At 61.2% G+C, this 25,825-nt stretch carries 27 protein-coding genes; 11 read left to right on the top strand and 16 right to left on the bottom strand.

What is annotated here, in order from left to right:
* Positions 1 to 3 precede the first annotated feature (3 nt).
* Together ACK6BI_RS01105 and ACK6BI_RS01100 are read right to left on the bottom strand one after the other, a co-directional pair.
* Complete coding sequence (locus ACK6BI_RS01105; RefSeq protein ID WP_409315665.1) at positions 4 to 309, bottom strand: chaperone modulator CbpM; 306 nt, start codon at positions 307 to 309, stop codon at positions 4 to 6.
* 23 nt (positions 310 to 332) lie between these two features.
* Positions 333 to 1,280: a DnaJ C-terminal domain-containing protein gene (locus tag ACK6BI_RS01100; protein WP_409315664.1), complete on the bottom strand. Its 948-nt coding sequence runs from the start codon at positions 1,278 to 1,280 to the stop codon at positions 333 to 335.
* Positions 1,281 to 1,572: 292 nt separating this feature from the next.
* Here ACK6BI_RS01100 and ACK6BI_RS01095 point away from each other — a divergent pair, with 292 nt between their 5' ends.
* Positions 1,573 to 2,841, top strand: a complete 1,269-nt coding sequence (locus ACK6BI_RS01095) for an Hsp70 family protein (protein ID WP_409315663.1) — start codon at positions 1,573 to 1,575, stop codon at positions 2,839 to 2,841.
* 115 nt (positions 2,842 to 2,956) lie between these two features.
* On the opposite strand, the gene ACK6BI_RS01090 is transcribed toward ACK6BI_RS01095, so the two are convergent.
* The 3 genes from ACK6BI_RS01090 to ACK6BI_RS01080 all read right to left on the bottom strand — a co-directional run bounded on the left by ACK6BI_RS01090 (position 2,957) and on the right by ACK6BI_RS01080 (position 5,362).
* Positions 2,957 to 3,970, bottom strand: a complete 1,014-nt coding sequence (locus ACK6BI_RS01090; protein WP_409315662.1) for an AI-2E family transporter — start codon at positions 3,968 to 3,970, stop codon at positions 2,957 to 2,959.
* Positions 3,971 to 4,198: 228 nt separating this feature from the next.
* Positions 4,199 to 4,504, bottom strand: a complete 306-nt coding sequence (locus tag ACK6BI_RS01085; RefSeq protein WP_065258819.1) for a PsiF family protein — start codon at positions 4,502 to 4,504, stop codon at positions 4,199 to 4,201.
* A 63-nt stretch (positions 4,505 to 4,567) separates the two neighbouring features.
* Entirely contained in the window at positions 4,568 to 5,362 is a 795-nt protein-coding gene (locus tag ACK6BI_RS01080; RefSeq protein WP_409315661.1) for an AraC family transcriptional regulator, read from the bottom strand.
* A 98-nt stretch (positions 5,363 to 5,460) separates the two neighbouring features.
* Here ACK6BI_RS01080 and ACK6BI_RS01075 point away from each other — a divergent pair, with 98 nt between their 5' ends.
* On the top strand, positions 5,461 to 6,348 hold the full coding sequence (locus ACK6BI_RS01075) for a DMT family transporter (protein ID WP_409315660.1): 888 nt from the start codon (positions 5,461 to 5,463) through the stop codon (positions 6,346 to 6,348).
* Positions 6,349 to 6,359: 11 nt separating this feature from the next.
* On the opposite strand, the gene ACK6BI_RS01070 is transcribed toward ACK6BI_RS01075, so the two are convergent.
* The 3 genes from ACK6BI_RS01070 to ACK6BI_RS01060 form a co-directional block, all read right to left on the bottom strand.
* Complete coding sequence (locus ACK6BI_RS01070; protein ID WP_409315659.1) at positions 6,360 to 7,250, bottom strand: alpha/beta fold hydrolase; 891 nt, start codon at positions 7,248 to 7,250, stop codon at positions 6,360 to 6,362.
* 91 nt (positions 7,251 to 7,341) lie between these two features.
* Entirely contained in the window at positions 7,342 to 7,647 is a 306-nt protein-coding gene (locus tag ACK6BI_RS01065) for a DMT family transporter (protein ID WP_409315658.1), read from the bottom strand.
* Positions 7,648 to 8,286, bottom strand: coding sequence for an FMN-dependent NADH-azoreductase (locus tag ACK6BI_RS01060; protein WP_409315657.1), 639 nt, complete (start codon positions 8,284 to 8,286; stop codon positions 7,648 to 7,650).
* Between the two features lie 120 nt (positions 8,287 to 8,406).
* Here ACK6BI_RS01060 and ACK6BI_RS01055 point away from each other — a divergent pair, with 120 nt between their 5' ends.
* Positions 8,407 to 9,324: a LysR substrate-binding domain-containing protein gene (locus tag ACK6BI_RS01055; RefSeq protein WP_409315656.1), complete on the top strand. Its 918-nt coding sequence runs from the start codon at positions 8,407 to 8,409 to the stop codon at positions 9,322 to 9,324.
* Positions 9,325 to 9,414: 90 nt separating this feature from the next.
* A complete protein-coding gene (locus tag ACK6BI_RS01050) occupies positions 9,415 to 9,945 on the top strand; it encodes a bacterioferritin (protein ID WP_409315655.1) in 531 nt (176 codons plus the stop codon).
* A 100-nt stretch (positions 9,946 to 10,045) separates the two neighbouring features.
* Here the strand turns inward: ACK6BI_RS01050 and ACK6BI_RS01045 are convergent, their stop codons facing one another.
* Positions 10,046 to 12,121 carry an AsmA family protein gene (locus ACK6BI_RS01045; RefSeq protein WP_409315654.1) on the bottom strand — a complete coding sequence of 692 codons (2,076 nt, stop codon included), beginning with the start codon at positions 12,119 to 12,121 and terminating at the stop codon, positions 10,046 to 10,048.
* A gap of 375 nt (positions 12,122 to 12,496) precedes the next feature.
* Between ACK6BI_RS01045 and ACK6BI_RS01040 the strand changes: the two genes are divergently transcribed.
* The 7 genes from ACK6BI_RS01040 (at position 12,497) to ACK6BI_RS01010 (ending at position 17,709) form a co-directional block, all read left to right on the top strand.
* On the top strand, positions 12,497 to 12,961 hold the full coding sequence (locus ACK6BI_RS01040) for a hypothetical protein (RefSeq protein WP_409315653.1): 465 nt from the start codon (positions 12,497 to 12,499) through the stop codon (positions 12,959 to 12,961).
* Positions 12,962 to 13,131: 170 nt separating this feature from the next.
* The gene (locus ACK6BI_RS01035; protein ID WP_065258809.1) at positions 13,132 to 13,764 is read left to right on the top strand and encodes a TetR family transcriptional regulator; all 633 of its coding nucleotides are present in this window, start codon (positions 13,132 to 13,134) and stop codon (positions 13,762 to 13,764) included.
* A 202-nt stretch (positions 13,765 to 13,966) separates the two neighbouring features.
* Positions 13,967 to 14,467, top strand: a complete 501-nt coding sequence (gene ureE, locus ACK6BI_RS01030; RefSeq protein ID WP_409315652.1) for an urease accessory protein UreE — start codon at positions 13,967 to 13,969, stop codon at positions 14,465 to 14,467.
* Positions 14,464 to 15,138 (top strand): urease accessory protein UreF, encoded by a 675-nt coding sequence (locus ACK6BI_RS01025; protein WP_409315651.1) that lies wholly within the window; start codon positions 14,464 to 14,466, stop codon positions 15,136 to 15,138. Before ureE ends, ACK6BI_RS01025 begins: the two co-directional genes overlap by 4 nt.
* Before the next feature lie 23 nt (positions 15,139 to 15,161).
* On the top strand, positions 15,162 to 15,776 hold the full coding sequence (ureG, locus tag ACK6BI_RS01020; RefSeq protein ID WP_409315650.1) for an urease accessory protein UreG: 615 nt from the start codon (positions 15,162 to 15,164) through the stop codon (positions 15,774 to 15,776).
* A gap of 27 nt (positions 15,777 to 15,803) precedes the next feature.
* Positions 15,804 to 16,376 carry a HupE/UreJ family protein gene (locus ACK6BI_RS01015; RefSeq protein WP_409315649.1) on the top strand — a complete coding sequence of 191 codons (573 nt, stop codon included), beginning with the start codon at positions 15,804 to 15,806 and terminating at the stop codon, positions 16,374 to 16,376.
* A 199-nt stretch (positions 16,377 to 16,575) separates the two neighbouring features.
* Positions 16,576 to 17,709 (top strand): AGE family epimerase/isomerase, encoded by a 1,134-nt coding sequence (locus ACK6BI_RS01010; protein ID WP_409315648.1) that lies wholly within the window; start codon positions 16,576 to 16,578, stop codon positions 17,707 to 17,709.
* Positions 17,710 to 17,748: 39 nt separating this feature from the next.
* Here ACK6BI_RS01010 and ACK6BI_RS01005 read toward each other — a convergent pair whose 3' ends face one another.
* The 7 genes from ACK6BI_RS01005 to ACK6BI_RS00975 all read right to left on the bottom strand — a co-directional run bounded on the left by ACK6BI_RS01005 (position 17,749) and on the right by ACK6BI_RS00975 (position 25,568).
* A complete protein-coding gene (locus tag ACK6BI_RS01005; RefSeq protein WP_409315647.1) occupies positions 17,749 to 18,654 on the bottom strand; it encodes a cation diffusion facilitator family transporter in 906 nt (301 codons plus the stop codon).
* Positions 18,655 to 18,867: 213 nt separating this feature from the next.
* Positions 18,868 to 19,632, bottom strand: coding sequence for an SDR family oxidoreductase (locus tag ACK6BI_RS01000; protein ID WP_409315646.1), 765 nt, complete (start codon positions 19,630 to 19,632; stop codon positions 18,868 to 18,870).
* Positions 19,633 to 20,389: 757 nt separating this feature from the next.
* Positions 20,390 to 21,106: an ABC transporter ATP-binding protein gene (locus ACK6BI_RS00995; protein WP_065258802.1), complete on the bottom strand. Its 717-nt coding sequence runs from the start codon at positions 21,104 to 21,106 to the stop codon at positions 20,390 to 20,392.
* The gene (locus ACK6BI_RS00990) at positions 21,103 to 21,975 is read right to left on the bottom strand and encodes an ATP-binding cassette domain-containing protein (protein ID WP_409315645.1); all 873 of its coding nucleotides are present in this window, start codon (positions 21,973 to 21,975) and stop codon (positions 21,103 to 21,105) included. Before ACK6BI_RS00990 ends, ACK6BI_RS00995 begins: the two co-directional genes overlap by 4 nt.
* Positions 21,972 to 23,273: a high-affinity branched-chain amino acid ABC transporter permease LivM gene (gene livM / locus ACK6BI_RS00985; protein WP_065258800.1), complete on the bottom strand. Its 1,302-nt coding sequence runs from the start codon at positions 23,271 to 23,273 to the stop codon at positions 21,972 to 21,974. Before livM ends, ACK6BI_RS00990 begins: the two co-directional genes overlap by 4 nt.
* Positions 23,274 to 23,276: 3 nt before the next feature.
* Positions 23,277 to 24,191 (bottom strand): ABC transporter permease subunit, encoded by a 915-nt coding sequence (locus ACK6BI_RS00980; protein WP_065258799.1) that lies wholly within the window; start codon positions 24,189 to 24,191, stop codon positions 23,277 to 23,279.
* Between the two features lie 243 nt (positions 24,192 to 24,434).
* Positions 24,435 to 25,568 carry an ABC transporter substrate-binding protein gene (locus tag ACK6BI_RS00975; protein WP_065258798.1) on the bottom strand — a complete coding sequence of 378 codons (1,134 nt, stop codon included), beginning with the start codon at positions 25,566 to 25,568 and terminating at the stop codon, positions 24,435 to 24,437.
* Between the last annotated feature and the right edge of the window lie 257 nt (positions 25,569 to 25,825).

Genomic DNA, 25,825 nt, shown 5'->3' with positions numbered 1-25,825 from the left:
ACGCTATTCGACCACCAGCCGCGCCAGTCGCTGGCGCAGCATGCGGTTCTCCGCCCGGAGCTCCTTCACCTCGTCCAGCAGATCCAGCGCCAGGGCGACGCCTTCCCACTCCAGCTCCAGATCGCGCCGCAACCTCGCGGCGCGTTTGGCCAGGGCCAGCTCATAGTCGGTGAAGCGCCATTCCCGGGGCTGCGTGCCCTGAGGTTCGAGGATGCCGTGATCGACAATTTCGATCACCCAGGCGTCCGACAAGCCGGCCGCCTTACAGAATTCTGTCATGTCCAGTTGAACGATCAGGGGGCTGCTCATGATGGGCTACTCCGTCGTCGGATTCAGAAGTTCTCTCGCGGATTGAAGGCGGCTTTCTTCGCCAGTTCCTGCCACAGCGCCTTGACGTCATCGCCTGTCGCTTTCGGCATGACAGCCTTCAGCTGGACGAACAGGTAGCCGCGTTCACCCGCCTTGTTCTGCAGACCATGGCCCTTGGCACGCATGCGCTGGCCGTTCTGGCTGCCGGCCGGTACCTTGAGGTTGATCTTGCCGGTCAGGGTCGGCACCGCCACTTCGGTACCCAGCGCCAGTTCCCACGGCGCCAGCGGCAGGGTGATGATCAGGTTCTCGCCTTCGACATCGAATTTCGGGTGTGGCGCGAAACGGATGGTCAGGTACAGATCGCCATTGGTACCGCCACCGATGCCCGGTGCGCCCTGCCCCTTGAGGCGGATGCGCTCGCCGTCCGTCACGCCCGCCGGAATTTTCACGTTCAGGCTCTTGCTGGTGTTGCTGACGTGCTGGCCGCTGGCGTTGTATTGCGGCACCTGGAAGCTGATCTTTTTCGATTCGTTCGACAGGGTCTCTTCCAGGAAAATCGGCAGTTCCAGTTCCACGTCTTGTCCTCGACGCCCGGTGCTACGGGATTGCCGGCCACCACCGCCGCCGAAACCGGGGCCGCGATTGCCGAAGATCGAACTGAAAAAGTCCGAGAAATCGCCGGTGTCGCCACCACCGCCAAAACCGCCACGGCTCTGCCAGCCCGGAGGGCCCTGGAACGGCTGACCATGTTGGCCGTAGCGGCGCAGGTCGTCGTATTCGGCGCGCTTGTCGGCACTTTTCAGCGCTTCATAGGCTTCCGAGACATCCTTGAACTTGCTCTCGGCGTCTTTTTCCTTGCTGACATCGGGGTGATATTTGCGCGCCAGCTTGCGATAGGCCGCCTTGATCGCCTTGTCGTCAGCCGTCGGCTCCACGCCGAGTATCTTGTAATAGTCTTTGAAGTCCATCGAAGGAATCACCATCCGTTATCGATTTCGCGCCGATGCCAGCATGCGCCTGTTCGCGCGTGCCGGGTTGACCGATCTCAAGGTTGTGACCGGGTGGCGCAGCAGAAGTTTATCGGCAGTGGACGGCGGTTCTTGTGACCGCCGGTGTGTCTGCCGGCCCATGCCAGCAAGTTTGGGGCAAAGCGGCGACTTTCAAGCAAGCATAGTCGTGAAATAGCGGATGACCGGCCTTCGAATCTGCCGCGCACTGGCATACACTGCGCGGCCGTTTTTTTGACCGGAACCGAAAGACATGAAAGACGCCTCTCCAGCCCGTGCCTGCGGCATCGACTTCGGCACCTCCAACTCCACCGTCGGCTGGCTGCGCCCCGGCATGGAAACGATGATCGCGCTGGAAGACGACAAGATCACCCTGCCCTCGGTGGTGTTCTTCAATATCGAGGAGCGCCGCCCGGTCTACGGTCGCCTGGCGCTGCACGAATACCTGGAAGGCTACGAAGGCCGGCTGATGCGCTCGCTCAAGAGCCTGCTCGGCTCCAAGCTGATCAAGCACGACACCAGCGTTCTCGGCACCGCGATGCCATTCAAGGACTTGCTCGGGCTGTTCATCGGCCAACTCAAGAGTCGCGCCGAAGCCGCCGCCGGTCGTGAGTTCGAGCAGGTTGTGCTGGGTCGCCCGGTGTTCTTCGTCGATGACGATCCGCTGGCCGACCAGGAAGCCGAAGACACCCTGGTGGAAGTGGCGCGCAAGCTCGGTTTCAAGGACGTGTCGTTCCAGTACGAGCCGATTGCTGCGGCATTCGACTATGAATCGACCATCGAAAGGGAAGAACTGGTACTGATCGTCGACATCGGCGGTGGTACTTCGGACTTCTCCCTGGTGCGCCTGTCGCCGGAGCGCCGGGGCATGGACAACCGTCACGACGATATCCTCGCCACCGGCGGCGTGCACATCGGCGGGACCGACTTCGACAAGCAACTGAGCCTGCAGGGCCTGATGCCGCTGTTCGGCTACGGCAGCCGCATGAAGAGCGGCGCGCTGATGCCCACCAGCCACCACATGAACCTGGCAACCTGGCACACCATCAACTCGGTGTATTCGCAGAAGTCGACCCTGGCTCTGGGCAGCATGCGCTACGACATCGAAGACACCGGCGGCATCGACCGTCTGTTCAAGCTGATCGAACAGCGCGCCGGGCACTGGCTGGCGATGGAAGTGGAAGAAACCAAGATTCATCTGACCCACAACGACAGTCGCCATGTAGCACTGGATCGCATCGAGTCCGGGTTGAACGTGGAACTCAGTCGTGCCTTGTTCGAGTCAGCCATCGACTCGCAACTGGAACGGGTGCGCGGCAGCGTCACGCAATTGCTGGCGGACGCCAATGTGGCGGTAGGTCAGGTCGATACGGTGTTCTTCACCGGCGGCTCCAGCGGCATTCCGGCGCTGCGCAACAGCGTTTCAGCGATGCTGCCGAATGCCCGGCATGTGGAAGGCAATATCTTCGGCAGCATCGGCAGCGGTCTGGCGATCGAGGCCATGAAACGTTACGGCGTTTGACGCCAGCTTCGAGCTGCAAGCTACAAGTAAAAGAAAAGGCAAGAGCGACCACCGCTCTTGCCTTTTTCTTGCAGCTCGCAGCTCGCAGCTCGCAGCTCGAAATTCGCAGCTGCCCTTAAACCATTCCTCCGAGCTTCAGCTCACTCTTCAGATACGCGTAATAAATCGGCCCCGCCACCACCCCCGGCAGGCCGAACGCGGCTTCGAACACCAGCATCGCCAGCAGCAACTCCCAGGACTTGGCACTGATCTGCCCGCCAACGATGCGCGCGTTGAGGAAGTATTCGAGCTTGTGGATAAAGATCAGGTAACCCAGCGCGGCAACCGCGACCCAGATCGACAGCGACAGGCCGACAATGGTGATCAGCGTATTCGACATCAGGTTGCCGATCACCGGCAGCAGGCCGAGCAGGAAGGTCAGCACGATCAGGGTCTTGGTCAGCGGCAGCTTGATCCCCAACAGCGGCAGGATGACCGCCAGGAAAATCCCGGTGAAGAAGGTGTTGAGCAGCGAAATCTTGATCTGCGCGAAGACGATATTGCGAAACGCCTGAACCAGCAGGTGCAGGCGGTCGAACAGTGCAGCCGCCAGCGGCTTGCGCTTGGTCACGTCCGGTATGCGCTGCAGCGCAATGATCGCGCCGAGCACCATGCCGATCAACAAGGTCACGAACATGTGCGCCGCATCCTTGCCTACCAGTTGCAGCTCGGACAGGTGTTTGCTCGCCCATTGGCCAATGGCGACACGGAACTCGGCGGCACTGGCCGGCAGGTAGCTGTCGAGAAACGGCGGCAACTGCCCGCGGGCTCGGTCGACCACGCCCATGAATTTATCGAGGGAAGCCCCGGGGTTTTCCGCTTCGTGCATCAGGAAACTGATGGCCCCGGCAAAGATCAGCGCCAGCACACTCACCACCAGCGTGCCCAGTAACGCCACCGCCAGCCAGCGCGCGCGACGGCCTTCGATCAGCCTTTGCAGTTGCGGGGTGAGCATGTTGACCAGCTCGAATACCAGCAGCCCCGCCAGCAGACTGGGCAATAAACGCAGCGGCAGTACCAGCAGCAAACCGCCGAAAATGATGATGCAACTGACCCAGAACACAACATGACGCTCAGAAAACGTTGGCATACAGCCTCAAAACGAACGGCGTAAAAGGATTGGCAGTCTGCCAGCGATCCGGGATGAGCACTAGGGATATGCAGCCAGACCTATAGGGCCTCATCGCTGGCAAGCCAGCTCCCACAGGTCAAGTGTCGAACACCCATGTCGTGAACCGCTTGAATACCTGTGGGAGCGGGCTTGGCCCGGGCGGCGATCCGACGATGAGGCCAACCTGCTCACCACAAGTCCAACTGATTATTTTTTCTTCAGACAATCACTCATGAACGCCTTGCGCGCATCACCGGTCAGGGCTTTGGTTTTCGCGTCGGCATTGCAGGTTTTCATCTTTTCCTGCTGCGGGGTCAGGGTCTTGGCATCGTTGGCGGCCGGCGCGGCCTTGAGGCAAGTGCTCATGAAGGCTTTGCGCTCATCGCCTTTGAGGCTCTTGGCCGTGGCGTCGGCGTTGCAAGTGGTCATCTTGTTCTGTTGCGCCGTGGCGGCGAAACCCTGCGAGCACAGCAGCAGACCGATCATCAACAAAGGGACACGCAGCATCTTCATGGAGTTTTCTCCTTGTCGCCGCATCGATGGATACGGCCTCCGGCTGAGTGTAGCCAAATCTTGTTACACCTTCCTGCCTTCCAGATGACTGCGCCGGTATTGCTCCGGCGTACACCCGGCCTGCCGGGCGAACATGGCGATGAACGCCGAGCCGCTGCTGTAACCGAGATCGAAGGCGATTTCCTGCACGCTGCGTGAACTCTCCAATGCCTCGATGGCGGCGAGATAACGCAGGCGCTGACGCCACTCGCCGAAACTCATCCCCAGCTCCCGGACGAATTGCCGGGCCAGGGTGCGTTCGCTGACATGCACCTGCGCCGCCCAGTGCGCCAGCGGTTCATTGTTACCGGGCCCGGCCTGCAGGGTCTCGAGGATGATCCGCAAACCGGGACTGCTGGCATACGGCAAATAGCATTGGTGAACCGGCGCCTGACGCAGTTGATCCACCAGCACCCGGGCCAGTCTCTGGTCGGCCTCGAGCGCAGGGATCTTCACATCCCGGGCGGCGAAGTCCTTGAGAATGGCCTTGAGGATATCGCTGATCGCCAGGGTGCACGCTTGCGCCGGTAAATCCGCGCACACCGCCGGCGCCAGGCAGACCGCCCGATAATTCACCGGCTGATGACTGTAGAAACTGTGCTCGACCTGCGGCGGCACCCACACCGCGTATTGCGGCGGCGACATGAAGCGACTGCCGTCGACCTCCATGTGCAACACCCCGTGGGCTGCGTACTCCAGTGTGCCCCACGGGTGACGGTGCGGCGCGGCATATTCATGGGCATTGAAGTCGGCATAGCGAAAGTACACGGCCGACGGCAGTTCGCTGAAATCCAGCAGATCGATGTGTTTACTGTTCATGCTGTCCGGAATCAGAGGCAGGTTGTCCGGTTCGAAGTATAGGCCGGCATCCGGACAAGGGATAATCAGCGCTCATCAACGTACTGGTTTCTCTTCCCATGCAATACGCGTTTCCCCTGCTGGCGATTTTCATCTGGGCCGGCAACACCGTGATCAACAAACTCGCGGTCGGTGCCATTTTCCCCGCCGAGATCGGCTTCTACCGCTGGCTGCTCGCCGGTCTGCTGTTCACCCCGTTCATGCTCGGGAAGGTGATTGCGCACTGGCCGCAGATCCGCCCGAACCTGGGCAAGATCTTCATTCTCGGCGTGCTCGGCATGGCGGTCTATCAGAGCCTGGCCTATTTCGCGGCCACGATGACCAGCGCCACCAACATGGGCATCATTCTGTCGCTGATGCCGTTGATGTCGCTGGCCATGGCGATCATCAGCCTCGGCCAGCGCCTGACCGCCGGCGCGCTGGTCGGTGCGGTGCTGTCCTTCGCCGGGGTGCTGGTGGTGGTGTCGTCCGGCAGCCTCGGCGCACTGCTGCAACACGGAGTGAACCTGGGTGACGCGATGATGCTGATCGCCACCCTCGCCTACGCGATCTACAGCACCCTGCTGAAAAAATGGCAGCTGCGCCTGCCGCCTCTGGTGTTGCTGTATTTGCAGGTGCTGGTGGCGGTGGTGGTGCTGTTTCCGCTGTACGCCGCATCGCCGAAAACCGGTCTGACCCTGCAGAACATTCCGCTGGTGCTCTACGCGTGCCTGCTGGCCTCGATGCTCGCGCCGCTGGCGTGGATGCAGGCCGTGCAGCGCCTGGGGCCGAGCCGGACCACGCTGTTCTTCAACCTGCTGCCATTGATCACGGCGCTGATTGCTGCGGTGGTGTTGAAGGAACAACTGGCGATGTATCACCTGGTCGGCGGCGTACTGACGCTGGGCGGGGTGATTCTTTCCGAACGCTGGACCACTGTCCTCGGTCGCCGAGTCAGCGTTGCCTGATTCCCACATGGCTATAAACCAGCGGCTTTCAACCGCGCCGCATGCTCGACAAACAGCCGCACCGGGTTCGCGCCTTTGCCGACCAGTCCCAGCGACTGGTTGACGATGTCGAAGTGGTCCAGTGGGTAGTCATCCCCGATGACCGTACCGAGGTGCGAGCTGAAGCGTCCGACCATGCCGTCGCACTGCCCCGGCTCGCGCACGAAGGTTTTGGCGAACAACCGACAGCTGCGGTTGGTGCCGTCGAACAGGTTGCCGCCACGGTCGGTCTTGCCCGGCTGCAAGGTGCCGGACCACGAGTAATAGCGCACGCCGTTGACCTCCTCCGGCCCGTGCCCGCCCCACGTATCAGGCAGGCCCTGTGGATAACGCTGGTTGAACAGCGCCACGCCTTCAGTGGTCAGTGAATGATGTGAAGCATGGATATCCACCGGCAGTTTCGGCCCGTGGTAACCGGTTTCCAGCAGCGCCATCAACCAGCCGACAAACCGCAACAGTGCCTCGAGGATGCGGCCCCGGGCGCTGTCCGCCGGATAATGTTTCGCCAGATAGTCGGCCAGTTCCGAACCGTGATTGGGCCCGGCCACCGAGGTCACCGAGGCCACCAGATCCGGGCGCTTGGCCGCCGCGTAACGCGCCGTCAGCGAGCCCTGGCTATGACCGAACAGATTGACTTTGGCGGCACCGGTCTCGCGCAGGATTTCATCGATACGTGCCAGCAACTGCTCGCCACGCACTTCGGTGGAATTGAGCGGCGACACCTGCACCGCAATCACCGTCGCCCCGCCCCGACGCAGCGCCTTGATGATCCCGTACCAGTACGGGTACAGCACCAGCCGGATGAAACCGAGCATTCCCGGCACCAGCACCAGTGGATAACGTGTGGCCGATTCCTGCGACATAGGCAGACATCCCTGTGGTCGGTGGGTGGTTGCATGACGTGCAAAACGCCCGCCAAGCATCCTCCGTGATGATGACAACTCCACGACCAGCCTACTTCAGCCCCACCACCCCCGCCACAATCAGCCCCACCGACAGCACCTTCACCAGCGTCAGGCTCTCGCCCAGCAGCGCAAAACCGAGAAACACCGTGCCCAGTGAACCGATGGCGGTCCAGATCGGGTAGGCGATGCTGACCGGCAATTCGCGCATCGCCAGGGTCAGGAAATAAATCCCGCCCACCGCCGCGACCACGGTAATCAGTGAGGGCCAGAGCCGGGTGAAACCCTCGGCGTACTTCATGCCCATGGCGAAGGTGACTTCGAAACCGGCGGCGATCAGCAGAAACAGCCAGGCCACCTAGAACTCCCGGGCGAGATCGAGCAAGCGCTGCTCGGCCTCGGCCACCGACACCGCGAAGGTGCGTTCGGCGGATTCTTCGCCCTCGGCAGCGACCACCGAGACGTCGTTGATACCGATGAAACCCAGCGCCGTGCGCAGCCAAGGATCGGCGTGGTTCAATGCCTCCAGCTCGCCGCCCGGGCCGAAGCCGAAGCCGCCGCGCGTGGTGACGATCAGCGCTTTTTTGCCGCGCAACAGTGGCGTGTACTGGGCGATGCCATTGTCCAGGGTATGGTCGAACGTCAGGCCCAACCGCACGATCTGGTCGACCCAGGCCTTGAGACCGCTGGGCACGTTGAAGTTGTACATCGGCGTGGAAATCAGCAGCAGGTCATGATCGAACAACTCGCCCACCAGTTGGTCGCTGAGGGCCAGATCGGCCTGCATCGTCAGCGGCCGTGTTTCGGGCTCGGGGTAAAACGCCGCAGCGACAAACGCCTCGTTGACCGCCGGAATCAGTGCCCGGCCAACTTCGCGACGAGTGACTTGAGCCTGAGGATGACGGACTTGCCAGGCGCTGAGAAAACCTTCCGCCAGACGCCGAGAATGGGAACGGTCGCCGCGTGGGCTGGCATGGATCGCAAGAATCTTGCTCATCTGAAACTCCTTTGGCACTAGACTTGAATGACTGTGTGGCGGCAGATTGCAGCCATTCAGTTGTTGCCTCAAATGAGCAAAAATCAGTCTGGATGAATTGCTTTCATCCATGGAGTTGTCATGTTCGCGTCATTGCCACTGACCGCCCTGCGCGCCTTCGAATCCGCCTCGCGCCTCTTGAGTTTCAAGGCTGCCGCCGAAGAACTGGCGGTGACACCAACGGCGATTTCCCATCAGATCCGTTCGCTGGAGGACTGGCTCGGCGTGGCGCTGTTCGAGCGTCTGCCGCGTCAGGTACGCCTGACCGAGGGCGGCGAGCGGCTGTTCCGCAGCCTGCACGGCGCGCTGCTGGAAGTGGCGCAAAGCGTCGACACCCTGCGCCCGCAACGCAGCGTCAGCAGCCTGACACTGTCGACCACCGCGGCGTTCGCCGCACTGTGGCTGGTGCCGCGACTGGGTCGGTTTTACGCGAAACATCCGAATATCAACGTGCGGCTGGACACCCATTGCGAAGTGATCGACCTGCATCAGGACGCCAGCGTCGATCTGGTATTGCGCTACAGCCTCGACGATTACCCGAACCTGTACGGCTTGTGCCTGTTCGATGAATCGTTCGGCGTCTACGGCTCGCCGGAACAAGTGGCGCTGGCCGCCCGTCGCACTCCGACGCTGATCAGCGTGCGCTGGCATAACTCGAAGCTGTATGCCCACGGCTGGGAAGCCTGGTGCGCGCAGTCGGGAGAGCACTGGCTGAATAAGCACCCGGCCGTGCGCGAATACGACGAAGAACATTACGCCCTGCAGGCGGCCATCGCCGGACAAGGGCTGGTGCTGGCGAGCAACATTCTGGTGTCGGAGAACGTCGCCAGCGGTTTGCTGGTGCCGTACAAGGGCGAGGTGCAGGTCGATGGCGCCGGTTACAGCGCACTTTGCGTGCCGGGGCGCGAGCGGCATCCCCCGGTGCGGGCATTCTTCACCTGGTTGCAGGAAGAGGCGCAGTTGTCCGGGCTGTCGCCGAGACCCGCGAAAAATACATAAAACTTTTTGCCGCTCGCATCACTCACAACCTGGGTAGCGATCACGTCGGCCGAACGTGGCGCCCACCGGATTAGCCTCCAGGAGACTGAAATGAGCGACCTGCATCTGTCTGATGTTCAAACCCTGCGCGAGCGCGCACGACAACACGTCGAAAACGGCGCGGTGACCGAAAGCTACAGCGCCAATCGTGAGGAAGTGCTGCGCCTGCTCAATGAATCGCTGGCCACCGAACTGGTCTGCGTATTGCGCTACAAGCGCCATTACTTCATGGCCAACGGCCTGAAAGCCAACGTCGCCGCCGACGAGTTTCTTGAGCACGCCACGCAGGAAGCGGATCACGCCGACCGCCTCGCCGAGCGCATCGTGCAACTGGGTGGCGAGCCCGAGTTCAACCCGGACCTGCTGTCGAAGCTGTCCCACGCGCAATACGTGGCGGGCAAAACCCTGAAGGAAATGGTCTACGAAGACCTGGTAGCCGAACGGATCGCCATCGACAGCTATCGTGAAATCATCCAGTACATCGGCGATAAAGACCCGACCACCCGGCGCATCTTCGAAGACATCCTGGCTCAGGAAGAAGAGCATGCCGATGACATGGCGGACATCCTGAAAGACCTGTAATTCTGGCGAAAATCGCCTTCGCGAGCAGGCCCGCTCCCACTGGAATGCATTTCAAGTGTGGGAGCGAGCCTGCTCGCGAAGAGGCCCTGTCAATCACCGATCATTTCGTAGGTTTCACCGTGACAGGTGCCTTGCCCGCCTTCATCTGCTCCAGCAACGGCGCGCACTGATTAGGTTCGCCGCCACTCGGCGCCACCAGTGCCAGCAGCCCCGCCGCCGGCGCGGCGATCACGCCCAGCGCCACCATGCCGGCACCGCGCAGCATCAGCGGCACCGCTTTCACTCCGGCGTCAGGCTTGATGAACTTGCCGCGCACGTACAACGGCGAACGCAGGGAGATCAGCCGCCAGCCCTTTGATTCCGGCGTCACGGTCAAGTCCAGTTGCTCGGTGGCCATGTTTGCCGTGCCGTCGATGTAGACGATGGCGTTCTCGGTATCGAACACGAACAGTCGCGTCGTCGCCAGGCCGGTCTTGATATCGAAATCCGCCGCCGCGCAATTGATCTTCACTTCCTTGTCGCCAAACACCTTGCCGACCACGTAGTTGCCGACGTTGAGTCCTGCCAGTTCCATCAACTCACGGCTGATGGCGCCGTCGTTGATCAACATCTTCAGATTGCCGTTGGCGCCGCCCAGCAGTTTGGCCACCGAGTTGCCGCGCCCGCTGATGTCGGCATCGCCGTTGAGCTCGCCGAAACTGGTCTTCATCGGTTCGAAGGTCGGGAACAGTTGCTTGAGCTTGAACTTGCGCGCGGTCAGTTTCGCCCGCCCTTCCAGTGGCTCGGTGCGGCCGTTGAGGCGGATCTGCGCATCGAGATTGCCGCCGGCGACGCCAAAGCGCAGCGGCTCAAGGCTCAGCTCGCCGTCATTGAGTTTGAGGTGGGTATAGAGGTCGGTGAACGGCAGCTTCTCGCTGTGGACGATGCGCTTGCCGGTGAACTCGACGTCGGCGTCCATCGCCCGCCAGCGGTCAGTCTTGAACTCCTCCACCGGCAGCACCTTGTCCGCCGGTTGCTTGCTCTCGCCACCACGGGCCTTCTGCTTGTCATTGGAATCCGCGCCAATCAGCGGCGCGAGGTCGGCGAACAGCAGTTGATTGGACAGCAGCGCCCCGCTGAGTCTGGGTCGTGGCTGACTGGCGACGTAGGCCAGGTCACCGTGAATGTCGCTGCCACCGATCTTGCCGTTGAACTGCTCGTAGCGGAACTGCGCGCCACCCGGCTCATGGAGTTTGGCGATCAGATGACCGTCGGTGGAATACGGCGGCGTGTCCGGCAGGGTCACGCCGGTCAGCGGATAGAGATTGCCGAGGCTGGCGCCCGCCAGTTTGAGGCGCAGATCGAGGGCGCCGAGGTTCAGTGGATCGGTCAGCGTGCCGGCCAGCTCGATGCTGGTATCGCCGATTTTCGCCTGAGCCTGCAGCGGGAACGGTTTCGCCGCATCCTGCAAGGCCAGCAGACCGCCGATCTTGCCCTGGCCGGCGAGCTTTTGGCCGTGGTACTGGCCTGTGACTTTAAGTGCGAACGCATAATCCTGCGGCGCACCACCCTTCTCCAATGCGGTTTTCGCCGCTTTGTCGCCGACGATATCGCTGAAGGGAATCGGCTTGCCCAGTGGATCGATCAACAGGTCGAGACTGGTCTTGAGGGTCTGGTCGTCCAGGGTGACGTGGCCCTTGTCGAAACCGATGGCGCCGATGTCCACCACCCAGTTAGACGGTTCGGCATTCGGGTCCTTGGGATCGAACTTGAACGTCCAGTTGGCGCGGCCATCGGCCAGACGCTGCAATTGCGCGTTGGGCTCGGTCAGGTCGATGCGTGGGATCGTCACCCGTTGCGCCAGCAAGGCCAGCGGAGAGATGCGCAACTCGACCTTTTTGAGGGTGACCATCTGCGGTTGCTTCGACCAGTCCGGGTTACCCAGGGTCAGGTCTTCGGCCACCACATGCGGCCACGGCACCCAGGCGCGCCAGCCGCCCTCGTCCGGCTCGCGCTGCCAGACCACGGCGAGGTTGCCATTGATGGCGAACGCTCGGTGCAGTTCTTCCGAAACTTTGGCGTTGAGCGGCGGTTTGATCCGGTTCCAGTCGAAGAACACGATGATCAGGACCAGCACCGCCAGCAGCAGCACGAGGGTGGCGAAGGTCCAGACGAAAATTTTACGGCTGCGCGTCATGCACAAAGCTCCTGAAAACGACGGCGGATCGACACCGCTTGAACGACGGGCCTTGCCAGGCCCTCATGAAGTCTACGACTGGCAAACAGCCCGCAGGTTTAATCGAAAGCCCCATCGAGGCCAAAAAACGGTCGCACTGCTGACCGATCGGTCGAGTTGACGTTACCGCCCCCGCACTTTTGCGAGGCAAAAGTGGGTGGAAAATACCCACTCCGGTGCAAAACCGCTCGCCTGAAACGCCCGAGCTAGAGCCTCCCAAGCGAACAATCAATTCTGTTGATTATTACCATTGTGTTTATGAACTTTTATATCGACTTATCGAGAGTAGCATTGGCTTCGTACCCACTTTATCGCCCTCCCAAGGAGCAACCCATCATGAAACGCCAAATTCTGTTCAGTTTTGCCCTCTCGATGCTGGCCAGCACCGCTTTCGCTCTGCCAGCTGCCGATCAGGCTACTCCGCAAGTGAAATCCAGCCACTCGGTGTTCAGCCAGACCGTTGCTGCTGATGGTTCGGACCGCACGCCACAAGGCCAGACCCTGGCTGAAAACGGTCGTAACCGCCTGGAAGAAAAAGGTCTGGTTCAAGATGGCTATGACAAGACTCCACAAGGTCAAACCTTAGCCGAAGGCGGCCGTGATCGTCTGGAAGAGAAAGGCCTGGTCCAGGACGGTTATGACAAGACTCCACAAGGTCAGACCCTGGCTGCTGACGGCTACGACAAGACCCCTCAAGGTCAGACCCTCGCAGCTGACGGCTACGACAAGACCCCACAAGGTCAAACCCTGGCCGAAGGTGGTGGTGACCGCGTGATCGAACGCAACAGCGCCTTGAGCTAAGCCCGTGGCGGCCTGGAAAAAAAGCCCAATCCCCGGATTGGGCTTTTGACTTTTCAGGAGCCGGTATGAAGAAGTCGCGAAATCCCGCTGTATCCCCGCTGCCGTTCGACGCCGACAAAGCCGATTTGCTAGAGTGCGGCGCTTGTCTTGCCTAAGAACACACCCTTGCGATGCTGCCCCGCGCCGAACAGAAACAACAGACCCGCAACGCCCTGATGGACGCTGCCCGCCACCTGATGGAAAGCGGCCGAGGATTCGGCAGCCTGAGCCTGCGTGAAGTGACGAAAACCGCCGGCATCGTGCCCACCGGTTTCTACCGGCATTTCGCCGATATGGATGAACTCGGCCTGGTACTGGTCAGCGAAGTCGGCCAGACCTTCCGCGAAACCATTCGCCTGGTCCGCCATAACGAATTCGTCATGGGCGGAATCATCGATGCCTCGGTGCGGATCTTCCTCGACGTGGTCAGCGCCAACCGTTCGCAATTCCTGTTTCTGGCTCGTGAGCAGTACGGCGGATCGTTGCCGGTGCGTCAGGCCATTGGCCGCTTGCGTGAGGACATCAGCTCCGACCTCGCGGCGGACCTGGCCTTGATGCCCAAGCTGCAACACCTCAATCGCGAAGGCTTGAGCGTGATGGCCGACCTGATCGTCAAGTCGGTGTTCGCCACCCTGCCGGACATCATTGACCCGCCATCCGAAGCCCTGCCCGAGCATTTGACGCCGCAGGCGAAGATGACCCAGCAACTGCGCTTCATCTTTATCGGGCTCAAGCATTGGCAAGGACTCGGGAGTACCGAGTGAGTCACCAAAAGATCGCAGCCAAGGCTGCGATTTTTTTGTGCCGCAAAAGGGTGCATGTAAAAAACTTCACGCACCAAAACACCTCACAATCCTGCAACATCTTGAAACATCCGCTACGCTCCGACAGGGTTTTCCTACATATCGTCCGGTTGGCAAGCCCCTTGCTCTAGCCTGAGCATTGTCAATGGCAGGAAGCTTTCCGATGCTGGTGATTCACCGCCGAATCGACCCTCAACCCCTCTGGGCCGCCGAATTGCACCTGACCTTCGAGGCCAGGAGCAAAAGCCGCCTGCGCTGTTTCAGTGCCGAAGGCGAAGACGTCGGGCTGTTTCTGGAGCGTGGTCAACCGCCGCTGCATGACGGCGAATGCCTGCAAGCCGAAGATGGCCGGATCGTCCGGGTCTGCGCCCGCTCCGAACAACTGCTGCACGTCACCTGCGCCAACGTCTTCGAACTGACCCGCGCGGCCTATCACCTGGGCAATCGCCATGTCGCACTGCAAGTCGGTGACGGCTGGTTGCGTCTGCTCGACGATTACGTGCTCAAGGCGATGCTGGAACAGCTGGGCGCGCAGGTTGAATCCATCGAGGCGCCGTTCCAGCCGGAACACGGCGCCTACGGCGGTGGCCATCACCATTCGCGTCACGGCGACGAAGACTTCAACTACGCGCCGAAACTCCACCAGTTCGGCGTACGTTTGTGAACCCGGCCTGGGCGCTGCTGCGCCTGGCCAGTCCGCAACTGCCGATTGGCGGCTACAGCTATTCCCAGGGTCTGGAAATGGCGGTGGATAACGGCCGAGTGAACAACCCGGACAGCGCCCGGCGCTGGATCAGCGATCAATTGCTGCTCAATCTCGCGCGATTCGAAGCCCCCCTGCTGCTTGCCCATTGCCAGGCGGCTGCGGATGAAAACTGGGATGAGCTGCGGCGTATCTGCGAAAGCCACCGCGCCAGCCGCGAAACCCGCGAACTGCATCTGGAGAGCCGGCAGATGGGTTATTCGCTGCAGCAATTGCTCAACGGCTTGCCCGAACTTGATCAGGCTGCACGGGACTTTCTCGAACACTGCAACGAACCGCATCTGGCCCTGTGCTGGGCACTGGCCGCCCGCGCCTGGCAGATCAGCCCGCAGGACGCCCTCGCCGCATGGCTGTGGAGCTGGCTGGAAAACCAGCTCGCGGTGCTGATGAAAACCCTGCCGCTGGGCCAGCAAGCCGCCCAGCGCCTGACCAGCGAACTGCTGCCGCTGCTGCAACAGGCGCAGCAGGACGCCACCCGAATCAATCCCGAACACCTCGGCAGCGCCGCGTTCGGTCTGTCCCTGGCGTGCATGGCCCATGAGCGCCAGTACAGCCGCCTGTTCCGTTCCTAGGGCCTTTCAGTCTGGAGAATCTCATGCACACACAACCCCTGCGCGTCGGCATCGGCGGCCCGGTCGGTTCCGGCAAAACCGCGTTGACCCTGGCCCTGTGTCTGGCGCTGCGCGAGCGCTATAACCTGGCGGTTGTCACCAACGACATCTACACCCGTGAAGACGCCGACTTTCTGGTGCGCAACGAAGCGCTGGCACCGGAGCGCATCATCGGCGTGGAAACCGGCGGCTGCCCGCACACCGCGATTCGCGAAGACGCCTCGATCAACCTCGAAGCCGTGGATCAACTGAACCGGCGCTTTCCGGGGCTGGATCTGATTCTGGTGGAGTCCGGAGGTGACAACCTTTCCGCGACCTTCAGCCCGGAACTGTCCGACCTGACCATCTACGTGATCGACGTATCGGCCGGCGACAAGCTGCCGCGCAAGGGCGGGCCCGGCATTTGCAAATCCGACCTGCTGGTGATCAACAAGATCGACCTCGCGCCGCTGGTCGGCGCCTCGCTGGAGATGATGAACAGCGACACCCAGCGCATGCGCAACGGCAAGCCGTTCGTGTTCAGCAATCAGAAAACCGGGCAGGGCCTGGAAGACATCATCGCCTTCATCGAACGCCAGGGCCTGCTGACGGCAGCCTGATTCACTGATCAACAAGGAAGCTTATCCATGACACTCAAACGCATTTTCGGCGCCGTCGCACTGCTGCTGACACCGGCCCTGGCCTTCGCCCACCCCGGCCACGGCGATTCTGGTCTGGTGGCCGGCATCAGCCACCCGATCGGCGGCCTCGACCATTTGCTGGCGATGGTGGCCGTCGGTCTGTGGGCCGCGCAGCAGCAAGGCGCGGCGCGCTGGGCGCTGCCGTGCACCTTTGTCGGCACCATGCTGATCGGCGGGATGCTCGGGTTTGAAGGGCTGGAGTTGCCGGCGCTGGAAGGCGGGATTGCCGCTTCAGTGCTGGCGCTGGGTCTGGCGGTGGCGCTGGCGGTGCGTCTGCCACTGGCGATGGCAGTGGCCGCAACGGCGCTGTTTGCGCTGTTCCATGGCGTGGCCCATGGTCTGGAGCTGCCGGACATGTCGAGCCCGTGGGCGTATGCCGCCGGTTTCGTGGTCGCGACAGCAGCCCTGCATGCGGCCGGTTATGCCGTCGTGCGCTTTCTGCCTCAGGCTGCCGCACCGCTGGTTCGACTGGCCGGAGCGGCTTCGGCGGTGACTGGCGCGTGGTTGCTGACCGGCTGATTTCCATCGCTTGAACTGGCCTCTTCGCGAGCTGGCTCGCTCCCACAGTTGTTTTGTGTTGCTCACAAATATTGTGTTCAACGTGACCCGTGTGGGAGCGAGCCCGCTCGCGAAGGCGGACTGACAGACACTGCGTCTCCAAGGCCGGTCTCTCTGCTACCATGTCGCGCAATCGCCCCAGCCGTGACGACGTCCGCCCATGCCCCACGCTTCCCGCTCCACCTCCCTGCCTGAATTGACCGCCCTGTTCGGTGAAGTGCAACAGCATTTCCTGAACGTGATCGTGCCCCTCTGGCAAGGACCTGGCTGGAACGCCGACATGGCGTTGCCTTACGAGGCGCTGGACGCCGCGCATCAGCCGCTGCCACCGCAGCGCTATCGGGCCATGGCCTGCGCAAGGCAGCTGTATCTGTTTTCCAGCCTGATCGGGGTTGTGGATAACGCCGAAGTACGGGCGGCCGCGCTGTTCCGCTCCCTGCAACGACACTTCCACGATGCCGAGCACGGCGGCTGGTTCTACAGCATCGATCCCCAGGGCAAACCGCTGGATCAGCGCAAGGACCTCTACACCCACGCGTTCATCCTGTTCGCCTGCGCTCATTACTGGGAAAAGTCTCGCGAGCCGTTGGTCGAATCGACCCTCAATGCAGCGCTGGAAGTCATCGGCCGGCGTTTCGCCACCGGCGACGGTCTCTACGAAGCCTGCCTCGACCGCGACTGGACCACGCTGGAAACCGGCCCGTTGCAGAACCCGCTGATGCACCTGGCCGAAGCCTTCCTGGCCACGCTGGCCGTGCGCGAAGATGCGCCGGTCAAGCAGGCGCTGAGCGAGTTATGCACAGCCATGCACAAGCACTTCGTCGATCCGCAGGCCGGTGTGCTGATGGAAAAACCGCTGGGGGCTGTGGATAACTGGTACGAGCCGGGTCATCAATTCGAGTGGTACTTCCTGCTGGAATCTTCGCCGCTGCTGCGCGGTTCGAAACTGCATGCCGCGCTGGACCGGGCGTTTGCCTTCACCGAGCAGTACGGCGTGGTGCGACCGTCCGGTGCCGTTCGCGCAATGCTCGACCTGAATCTGGACGGGCGCCCGAAAGATTCGACCCAGCGCATCTGGGCCCAGGCCGAATACCTGCGTGCCCTGACCTTGCGTCCGGGCAGCGAAGCTGCCGTGCTGCGCCAGTTGCAGGCGTTGCAGCAGCGTTTCCTGCATGTCGGCGGCTGGCATGAATGCCGTGACGAACAGGGCGAGGTCAGCCGCAAGGACATGCCCTCGACCACGCCGTATCACCTGGCGACCTGCTATCGCGGCCTCGCCGATTATCTGGGCTGACAACAGTGGCGAGGGAGCAAACTCCCTCGCCACATAACCTCAGGCAATCCACTTCCTGTCACCCGTAAAACTGATGGTCAGCCAGCGCGCCGCATCCGGTTTGCCCAGCTTCGCGGAAATCGCCTCGCGCAGCACATCCAGCTGACCGACACTCTGCAGCCGGTAATCCGCTGGCAACACCACATGAATCTCGATGAATCGCGCCCGCCCGTGCTTCTGCACGTAGGACACGTAATCGTCGAAACCATGCTCGACCTTCGCCGCCTCCATCACTTCGCGCACCTGCTCATCCAGCGTGTCCGGCGCAATGCCGAGCACGTCACGCAGCGCCGGGCCGAGGATCTTGAAGGCCGGCGGCAGCATGGTCAGGGCCAGTACGATGAGAATCAGCGGGTCGACGAATTTGGCCCATTCGCCATAGCCCCGGGATTTGAGCAGCAACGCCACGAGGAAACTGATCAACAGGCCAACCGACAGCATCGCGTCCACCAGCCAGCTGATGTTGTCGAACTGGATCAGACTCGACTTGAGCTTGCGATTGCGGTGACGCACGTAGAAGAAGTAGGCGAATTCGACAACGGTAAACACCGCCGCGTAGATGATCACCAGCCCCAGTTCGATTTCACGACCGCCATTGATGATGCCGAACACGCCGTTGAGAAACGCGTAGATCGCGATCAATAACAGGAAACTGCCCTCGATCAGCAGCACCATCGGTTCCAGATGCCAGAAACCGAACTGGAAGCGGTGGTTGCTCTGCTTGGCGATCAGCTTCGCCGTGATCAGCATCAGGACTTTGATGAACGTTGCAATCAGCGAAAAAAAACCATCGAACAGGATGGATTGGGAACCCGATACAAAACCGGTGACGATCCCGGCAATCGACACGGCAAACATCAGAAGGGTCGATTGTTTGAGCAGCGACTGCTCACCTCGGTTACTCACTTTGACTCCTCGAAACACCTTGAAAACCGCAGGGTGCGGTGGGGTTGTTGAGTAAGGAGTCTACCTTATGCGGCGATTTGCCTGTTCCGGCCCCATCGTCGGATCGCCGCCCGGAGCAAGCTCGCTCCCACAGGGTTATCGGTGCGGCGAAATTCCGGGATTGCCGCGATACCTGTGGGAGCTGGCTTGCCAGCGATTAGCCGTTACGCTGTGTCAGATCTTGTTACGCTCGATGGCAAAACCCGCCCAGGTCTGGCTCACCGGCATCAGTTCCAGGCTGTTGATGTTGATGTGCGCCGGGGTATTGAGCACCCAGAAAATCGTCTCGGCGATGTCCTGCGGCTGGATCGGCTCGGCGCCGGCGTAGGTTGCGTCATAACGCGCCTGGTCACCGCCGAAGCGCACCAGCGAGAACTCGCTCTCGCACAGACCCGGCTCAATGTTGCTCACGCGAACGCCGGTGCCCTGCAAGTCGCAACGCAGGTTCAGCGAGAACTGTTTGACGAACGCCTTGGTCGCGCCATAAACGTGGCTGCCCGGGTACGGGTAGTTGCCGGCGATGGAACCGAGGTTGACGATGCCGGCGCCGCGACCGTGGGCGATCAGGCGTGGCAGCAACAGGCGGGTGCCGTACATCAGGCCTTTGACGTTGGTGTCGACCATGGTGTCCCAATCGTCGAGGTCGCACTTCGGTGCCGGGTCCACGCCCAGCGCCAGACCGGCGTTGTTGATCAGGCCGCGCAGTTTGGCGAACGACGGCGGCAGGTTGGCAATCGCCTCCTCCATTGCCTTGCGGTCACGTACGTCCAGCACCAGGCCATGCACTTCGGTCTGCTTCGACAGCTCGGCGCACAGCGCGTTGAGGCGTTCTTCACGACGACCGGTCAGCACCAGTTTCCAGCCGGCCTCGGCAAAACGACGGGCACAGGCTTCACCAAAACCGGACGTCGCGCCGGTGATAAACAGGGTGTTGGACATCGTGTTCTCCTTGCTTCGGCCACCCGGGGTAGCCATTGGAATAGAAAATCAGCAGGCAGCATGCCCGGCCCGGCATTCACGAGCAACCATCGACCGGCGGACATTTCTGCTCAGAATTTGATCAACCGGCTCAACGCCTTGTCTGACGTGGCCTGTAGCCACATGCCCGCATGTTATCCACATGCCCTTCCACAGTTTCCGGGGGCAAGTGGAAAAGCGCAAAGCCGCGCCACACAAGGCTTTGCGCGACGAAGGCAAAGTATTTCGCTTGACCCGGATCCGCCGATTATGCCGGGCATGGCATTGCGCACGACCGACCGGTCACCACCCTGCTTGCCCGGGGCCAGCAATCACGGCGCTCTGCGCAGTCTTTCCAGAGTTTGATCACAGACTTATCCACAGGCTTGCGCACAGACGATCCCGTGCTTTCCCGCAGCCATAAAAAGGTTGACAAAACGGCTGGGCGCTACCGGCAAACGGCCTGTTCAAAAAACGACCGTTCGCCTGAAGACCACGTCTTTAAAGGCTTTCAGCCAGCTACTCCCACGTTATTCACAGCCGGCTCCACAGCAACCGGGGACAAGTCAAAACGGTGGAAAAACAGCCATTTGCAGCGTCTATATGTCGCGCTTTGGCAGGTTCCGGATTTTGTTTTCCACAATTTCGGGAATGGCGTGGATCGTGATCGATTCTGGATACAAAAAAGCCCCGGGACTCGCGTCTCGGGGCTCTGTATCGCTGTGGAAAACCTGAGAACTCAGTGCCCGCCAAGATAGGCGTTACGCACCTCCTCGTTCACCAGCAGTTCCTGACCGGTGCCACTGAGGCGAATCTCGCCGTTGACCATCACATACGCCCGGTCGGACAGTTTCAACGCATGGTTGGCGTTCTGCTCGACGAGGAAAATGGTCATGCCGGTTTTCGCCAGTTCCCGCAGGGTGGCGAAGATCTGTTTCACCACGATCGGCGCCAGCCCCAGGCTCGGTTCATCCAGCAGCAGCAACTTTGGCCGGCTCATCAGCGCCCGGGCGATGGCGAGCATTTGCTGCTCGCCGCCGGACATGGTCATTGCACGCTGATTGCGGCGCTCTTCGAGCCGAGGGAACAGCTCGAACATGCGTTGCATGTCCTCCTTCGCATATTTGTCGCCGATCGGGATGGTGCCCATCAGCAGGTTTTCCTCGACGGTCATGTCGGGGAACACCCGCCGCCCTTCCGGCGACTGCGCGATGCCGTTGGAGGCGATGTAGTGCGATGACTTGTGGGTGATGTCCACGCCCTGATAGAGGATCTGCCCGCCCGCCGCCCGGGGCTGGCCGAAGATCGACATCAGCAGGGTCGACTTGCCGGCGCCGTTGGAGCCGATCAGGCTGACGGTTTCCCCTTCGTTGATCTGCAGCGAGACGCCTTTGAGGGCCTGGATCGGGCCGTAGAACACGTCCAGTTCCTTGAGTTCGAGGATGGGTTGCGTCATACGACTTCCTCTTCATCGGCGCCCAGATAAGCCGCAATTACTTTCGGATCGTGGCGGATATCGTCCGGACCGCCCTCGGCGATGACAATGCCGTGGTCCAGTACCACGATGTGATCGGAAATGCTCATGACCATGCCCATGTCGTGTTCGATCAGCACCACGGTCAGATCGTGCTCGTCGCGCAGCAGCCGGATCATCGCGCTCAGCGCTTCGGTTTCCTGAGGGTTGAGGCCGGCGGCCGGTTCGTCGAGGCAGATGATCTGTGGCCGCGTGCACATGGCCCGGGCGATCTCCAGACGACGCTGCTGGCCGTAGGACAACTCACCGGCCAGACGGTTGGCGCAGTCCACCAGATCCACCACTTCCAGCCAGTAGAACGCGCAGTCCAGCGCATCGCTTTCGGCCTTGCGATAGCCCTTGGTGTTGAGGATGCCGGCCAGCATGTTGCGGTTGACCCACATGTGCTGGGCCACCAGCAGGTTTTCCAGCACCGACATTTCCTTGAACAGGCGAATGTTCTGGAAGGTCCGGGCCAGGCCCGCGCGGTTCACCAGGTGAGTGCCGCCAAACATCTTGTAGTACAGGCGACTGGCGAAGTTTTTCGGCGAGACGAAGTCGGTTGGTTTGAACGACTCGCCCAGCAGTTGGATGACATTGGTCTGCCGGCCTCGCACGTTGAGTTCGATCTTGCCGCCGGAGGCCTTGTAGAACCCGGTCAGGCAGTTGAACACCGTGGTCTTGCCGGCGCCGTTGGGGCCGATCAGGGCGAAGATCGAGTTGCGTTTGACCTTCAGGCTGACGTCGCTCAAGGCCTTGATGCCACCGAAGTGCATCATCAGTTTTTCAACAGAGAGTACGACTTCACTCATGGCGCAGCCCTCTCATAGTGAATGGCACCTTTGCGTGGAGTGACCCCGGTACGGCTGATGCGGATCAGTCCGCGAGGTCGCCAGATCATCATCAACACCATCAGGATGCCGAACAGCAGCACGCGATATTCGGCAAAGCTGCGCAACAGTTCCGGGGCAACCGTCAGCACGAACGCGGCGATCACCACGCCGATGGTCGAGCCCATGCCACCGAGCACGACGATGGCAAGGATCAGCGCCGATTCGAAGAAGGTGAACGAGGTCGGGTTGACGAAACCTTGATAGGTGGCGAAAAACACACCCGCCAGGCCTGCCGTGGAGGCGCCGATGGTGAACGCCGAGAGTTTGACCAGCACGTGGTTCAGCCCCATCGAGCGGCAGGCGATCTCGTCTTCACGCAGGGCTTCCCAGGCGCGGCCGACCGGCATTTTCACCAGACGATGCTTGATGTACAGCACGGCCAGAACCACCAGGAACAACACCGTATAAATGAAGTAGTACTTCACGTCCGGGTTGTAGGCGATGCCGAAGAACTCGTGGAACGGTACCCCGCCATCCTTCGCCCGCTTGCCGAATTCCAGACCGAAGAAGGTCGGCAGTGGCGCCGGCATGCCGTTCGGGCCGCCGGTCAGGGACAACCAGTTGTTGAGTACCAGACGAATGATTTCACCGAAGCCCAGGGTCACGATCGCCAGGTAGTCGCCATGCAGGCGCAGCACCGGGAAACCGAGGATGCAACCGGCCAGGCCAGCAGTGATGGCCGCCAGTGGCAGCACTGTCCAGAAGCCCAGACCGAGGTACTGATAACCGAGCGCCAGACCATAGGCGCCGATGGCGTAGAACGCCACGTAACCCAGGTCGAGCAGACCGGCCAGACCGACCACGATGTTCAGCCCCAGGCCCAGCAGCACGTAGATCAACCCGAGGATGACCACGCCCAGCAGGTAGGAATTGGAGAAGAACGGCAGCGCCACGGCGATGGCGATCATCACCGGGATGATCCAGCGCAGGCGCGACTTGTAGTCCGGTGGCAGCACATGCACGCCGGAGCCGGTGCTCTCGAATCCTTCGAGAATTTTCAGACCCCTGGGCGTCTGCAGGAACAGGCTCAGGAAAAACCGCCCCGCCATGACGATGGCAATGATCCACGCCACACGGGTGGGTTCGAGGTTGAAGCTGTAGCCGTCGAGTACCACGCCGACGATCGGCCCGAACACGATCAGGGCGATCAGACCGGCGAGTATCGCCTCAACCAGGCTTTTTTTGACATCAATGGATTTTGCTGTGGTTGAAGACATCGCTTACACCTTCGACACAAGAGGACGGCCCAGCAGGCCTTGAGGCCGGAAGACCAGAACAAGTACGAGCAGCGAGAAGCTGAACACGTCTTTGTAGTCGGAGTTGACCAGACCCGAGAACAGCGACTCGGAGATCCCGAGGATGATCCCGCCGAGCATGGCGCCGGGCAGCGAGCCGATCCCGCCGAGCACCGCGGCGGTAAACGCCTTGATGCCGATGACGAAGCCTGCGTAGAAGTCGAACGTGCCGTAGTTCATGGTGATCAGCACGCCGGCCAGGGCCGCCATCGCCGCACCGATGATGAACACGTAGGAAATCACCCGGTCGGTGTTGATCCCCAGGATCGAGGCCATTTTGCGGTCCTGCTGGGTGGCGCGGCACATGCGGCCGAGCTTGGTGTACTTGATCACATAGGTCAGCAACCCCATGCCGATGAATGCGGCCACGAGAATGAAGACTTTGGTGTAGGTCAGCTGGACGAAGCCCGAGCCGACGTCGATGCGCCAGGCGCCGGTGAGCAGCGTCGGAACACCCTGTTGGCGGGCGCCCTGACTGATCTGGGCATAGTTCTGCAGGATCAGGGAGATACCGATGGCGCTGATCAGCGGCGCCAGTCGGGTGGAGTTGCGCAGTGGTTTGTAGGCGATGCGTTCGATGACCCAGCCATACACCCCCGTGACGACAATGGTGAAGACCAGGGTGCCGAGCATCAGCAGCGGGAAGGATTCGATACCGAAGTAAGCCAGCAGAGCCAGACTGATTGCCGCGAGGTAAGCGGAAATCATGTAAACCTCGCCGTGGGCGAAGTTGATCATGCCGATGATGCCGTAGACCATTGTGTAGCCGATGGCGATCAGGCCATAGACCGACCCGAGGGTCAGGCCGTTGACCAGTTGCTGCAGGAAAATACCATCCATAACGCAATCTCACGCAGTGAGAACCTGCACGCACCGCAGGCGCGCGGTTCTTCTAGGAAAAATACAGATTTACGTCGGAGCAATGTCAGAGCGCAGTCAGCCCGACCACCACAGGATCCTGTGGGAGCGAGCTTGCTCGCGAAAGCGGTTAAACATTCAACAGGGATGTTGCCTGTGATTCCGTCTTCGCGAGCAAGCTCGCTCCCACATGGGATGAGTGGGATCAACTGATCGCGTCAGCCCTTACTTCTGTTTTTCCAGCTGGTGATATTTGCCGTCCTTGTCCCACTGGTAAACCACGTAGTCGGAGACTTTCAGGTCGCCCTTGGCGTCCCAGGTCTTCTCGCCCATCACGGTTTTCACAGGGTTGGCTTTCAGCCATTTGGCAGCGTCTTCGCCCTTGTTGGACTTGGCGCCGTTGAAGCCGGCGGCCAGGGCCTGGATCGAGGCGTAGGCGTATAGGGTGTAGCCTTCAGGCTCGGTGCCGGACTTGCGGAACTGCTCGACCACGGTCTTGCTGTCCGGCAGCAGGCGCGGGTCGGCGCCGAAGGTCATCAGCACGCCGTCGACGTATTGCGGGCCACCGGCGGTGGTCACCAGTTCGTCGGTCACGATGCCGTCGTCAGACATGAACTTCACGTCTTTCAGGCCTTCGGTACGCAGCTGCTTGACCAGCGGACCGGCTTCGGGATGCAGGCCGCCGAAGTAGACCACGTCGGCACCGGCCGCGCGGATCTTGGTGACCACGGCGCTGAAGTCTTTCTCGCCACGGGTCAGACCTTCGTACAGCACCGGTTTCACGCCGCGTTTTTCCAGCTGTGCCTTGGTCGCATCGGCCAGGCCCTGACCGTAGGTGTCCTTGTCGTGCAGCACGGCCACCTTCTTGCCCTTGAGCACGTCGACGATGTAGTCGCCGGCGACGATGCCCTGCTGGTCGTCACGGCCGCACATGCGGAACATGGCGCTCAGACCGCGCTCGGTCACTTGCGGGTTGGTGGAGCCCGGCGTGATCGCGATGATGCCGGCCTCGTCGTAGATCTCCGACGCAGGAATGGTGGAGGACGAGCAGAAGTGGCCGACCACACCGGCGACTTTCTGGTTGGTGAGGTCCTTGGCGACCGTCACCGCCTGTTTCGGTTCGCAGGCGTCATCGCCCTTGACCAGCACGATTTTCTCCCCGTTGACGCCGCCCGCCGCGTTGACCGCATCGGCCGCCGCTTGTGCCCCCTTCATGTACTGCTCGCCAAATGCCGCGTTGGCGCCGGTCATGGGGCCCGCCACACCGATTTTCACATCAGCTTGTGCAAACGCAGAAACACCCAGCGCAGTAGCCACTGCGAGGGCCAGAAAGCCTTTCTTGTAAAACGTCTGGGACATGAGGTGGTGCTCCAAGGTTTTTTTTAGTTGGCACTGCGACTTCACTGGATTGCTCAGAGCAAGGGCCGTGCCATCGGTTTTTTATTCTTCAAAAAGTCGCTGCTTTCTTGCTTTTTCGACTGTTTCGTTCCCATTTTCATTGGGCGTGCAACCGTCTAAACCGCGGAAGGTGAAACCATTTGTTTTTTCAGGCGCAACCCACGCGCGCCATCATTGCAACCGCGGCGCCAATCAACGTGCAACCAGCCTGTAACAGC

The sequence above is a fragment of the Pseudomonas sp. KCJK9016 genome (assembly GCF_046231795.1).
GTDB classification, from domain to species: Bacteria; Pseudomonadota; Gammaproteobacteria; order Pseudomonadales; family Pseudomonadaceae; genus Aquipseudomonas; species Aquipseudomonas bananamidigenes.
The sequence above is the reverse complement of the archived record's forward strand: the minus strand, read 5'-3'. Positions and strand labels throughout refer to the sequence as shown.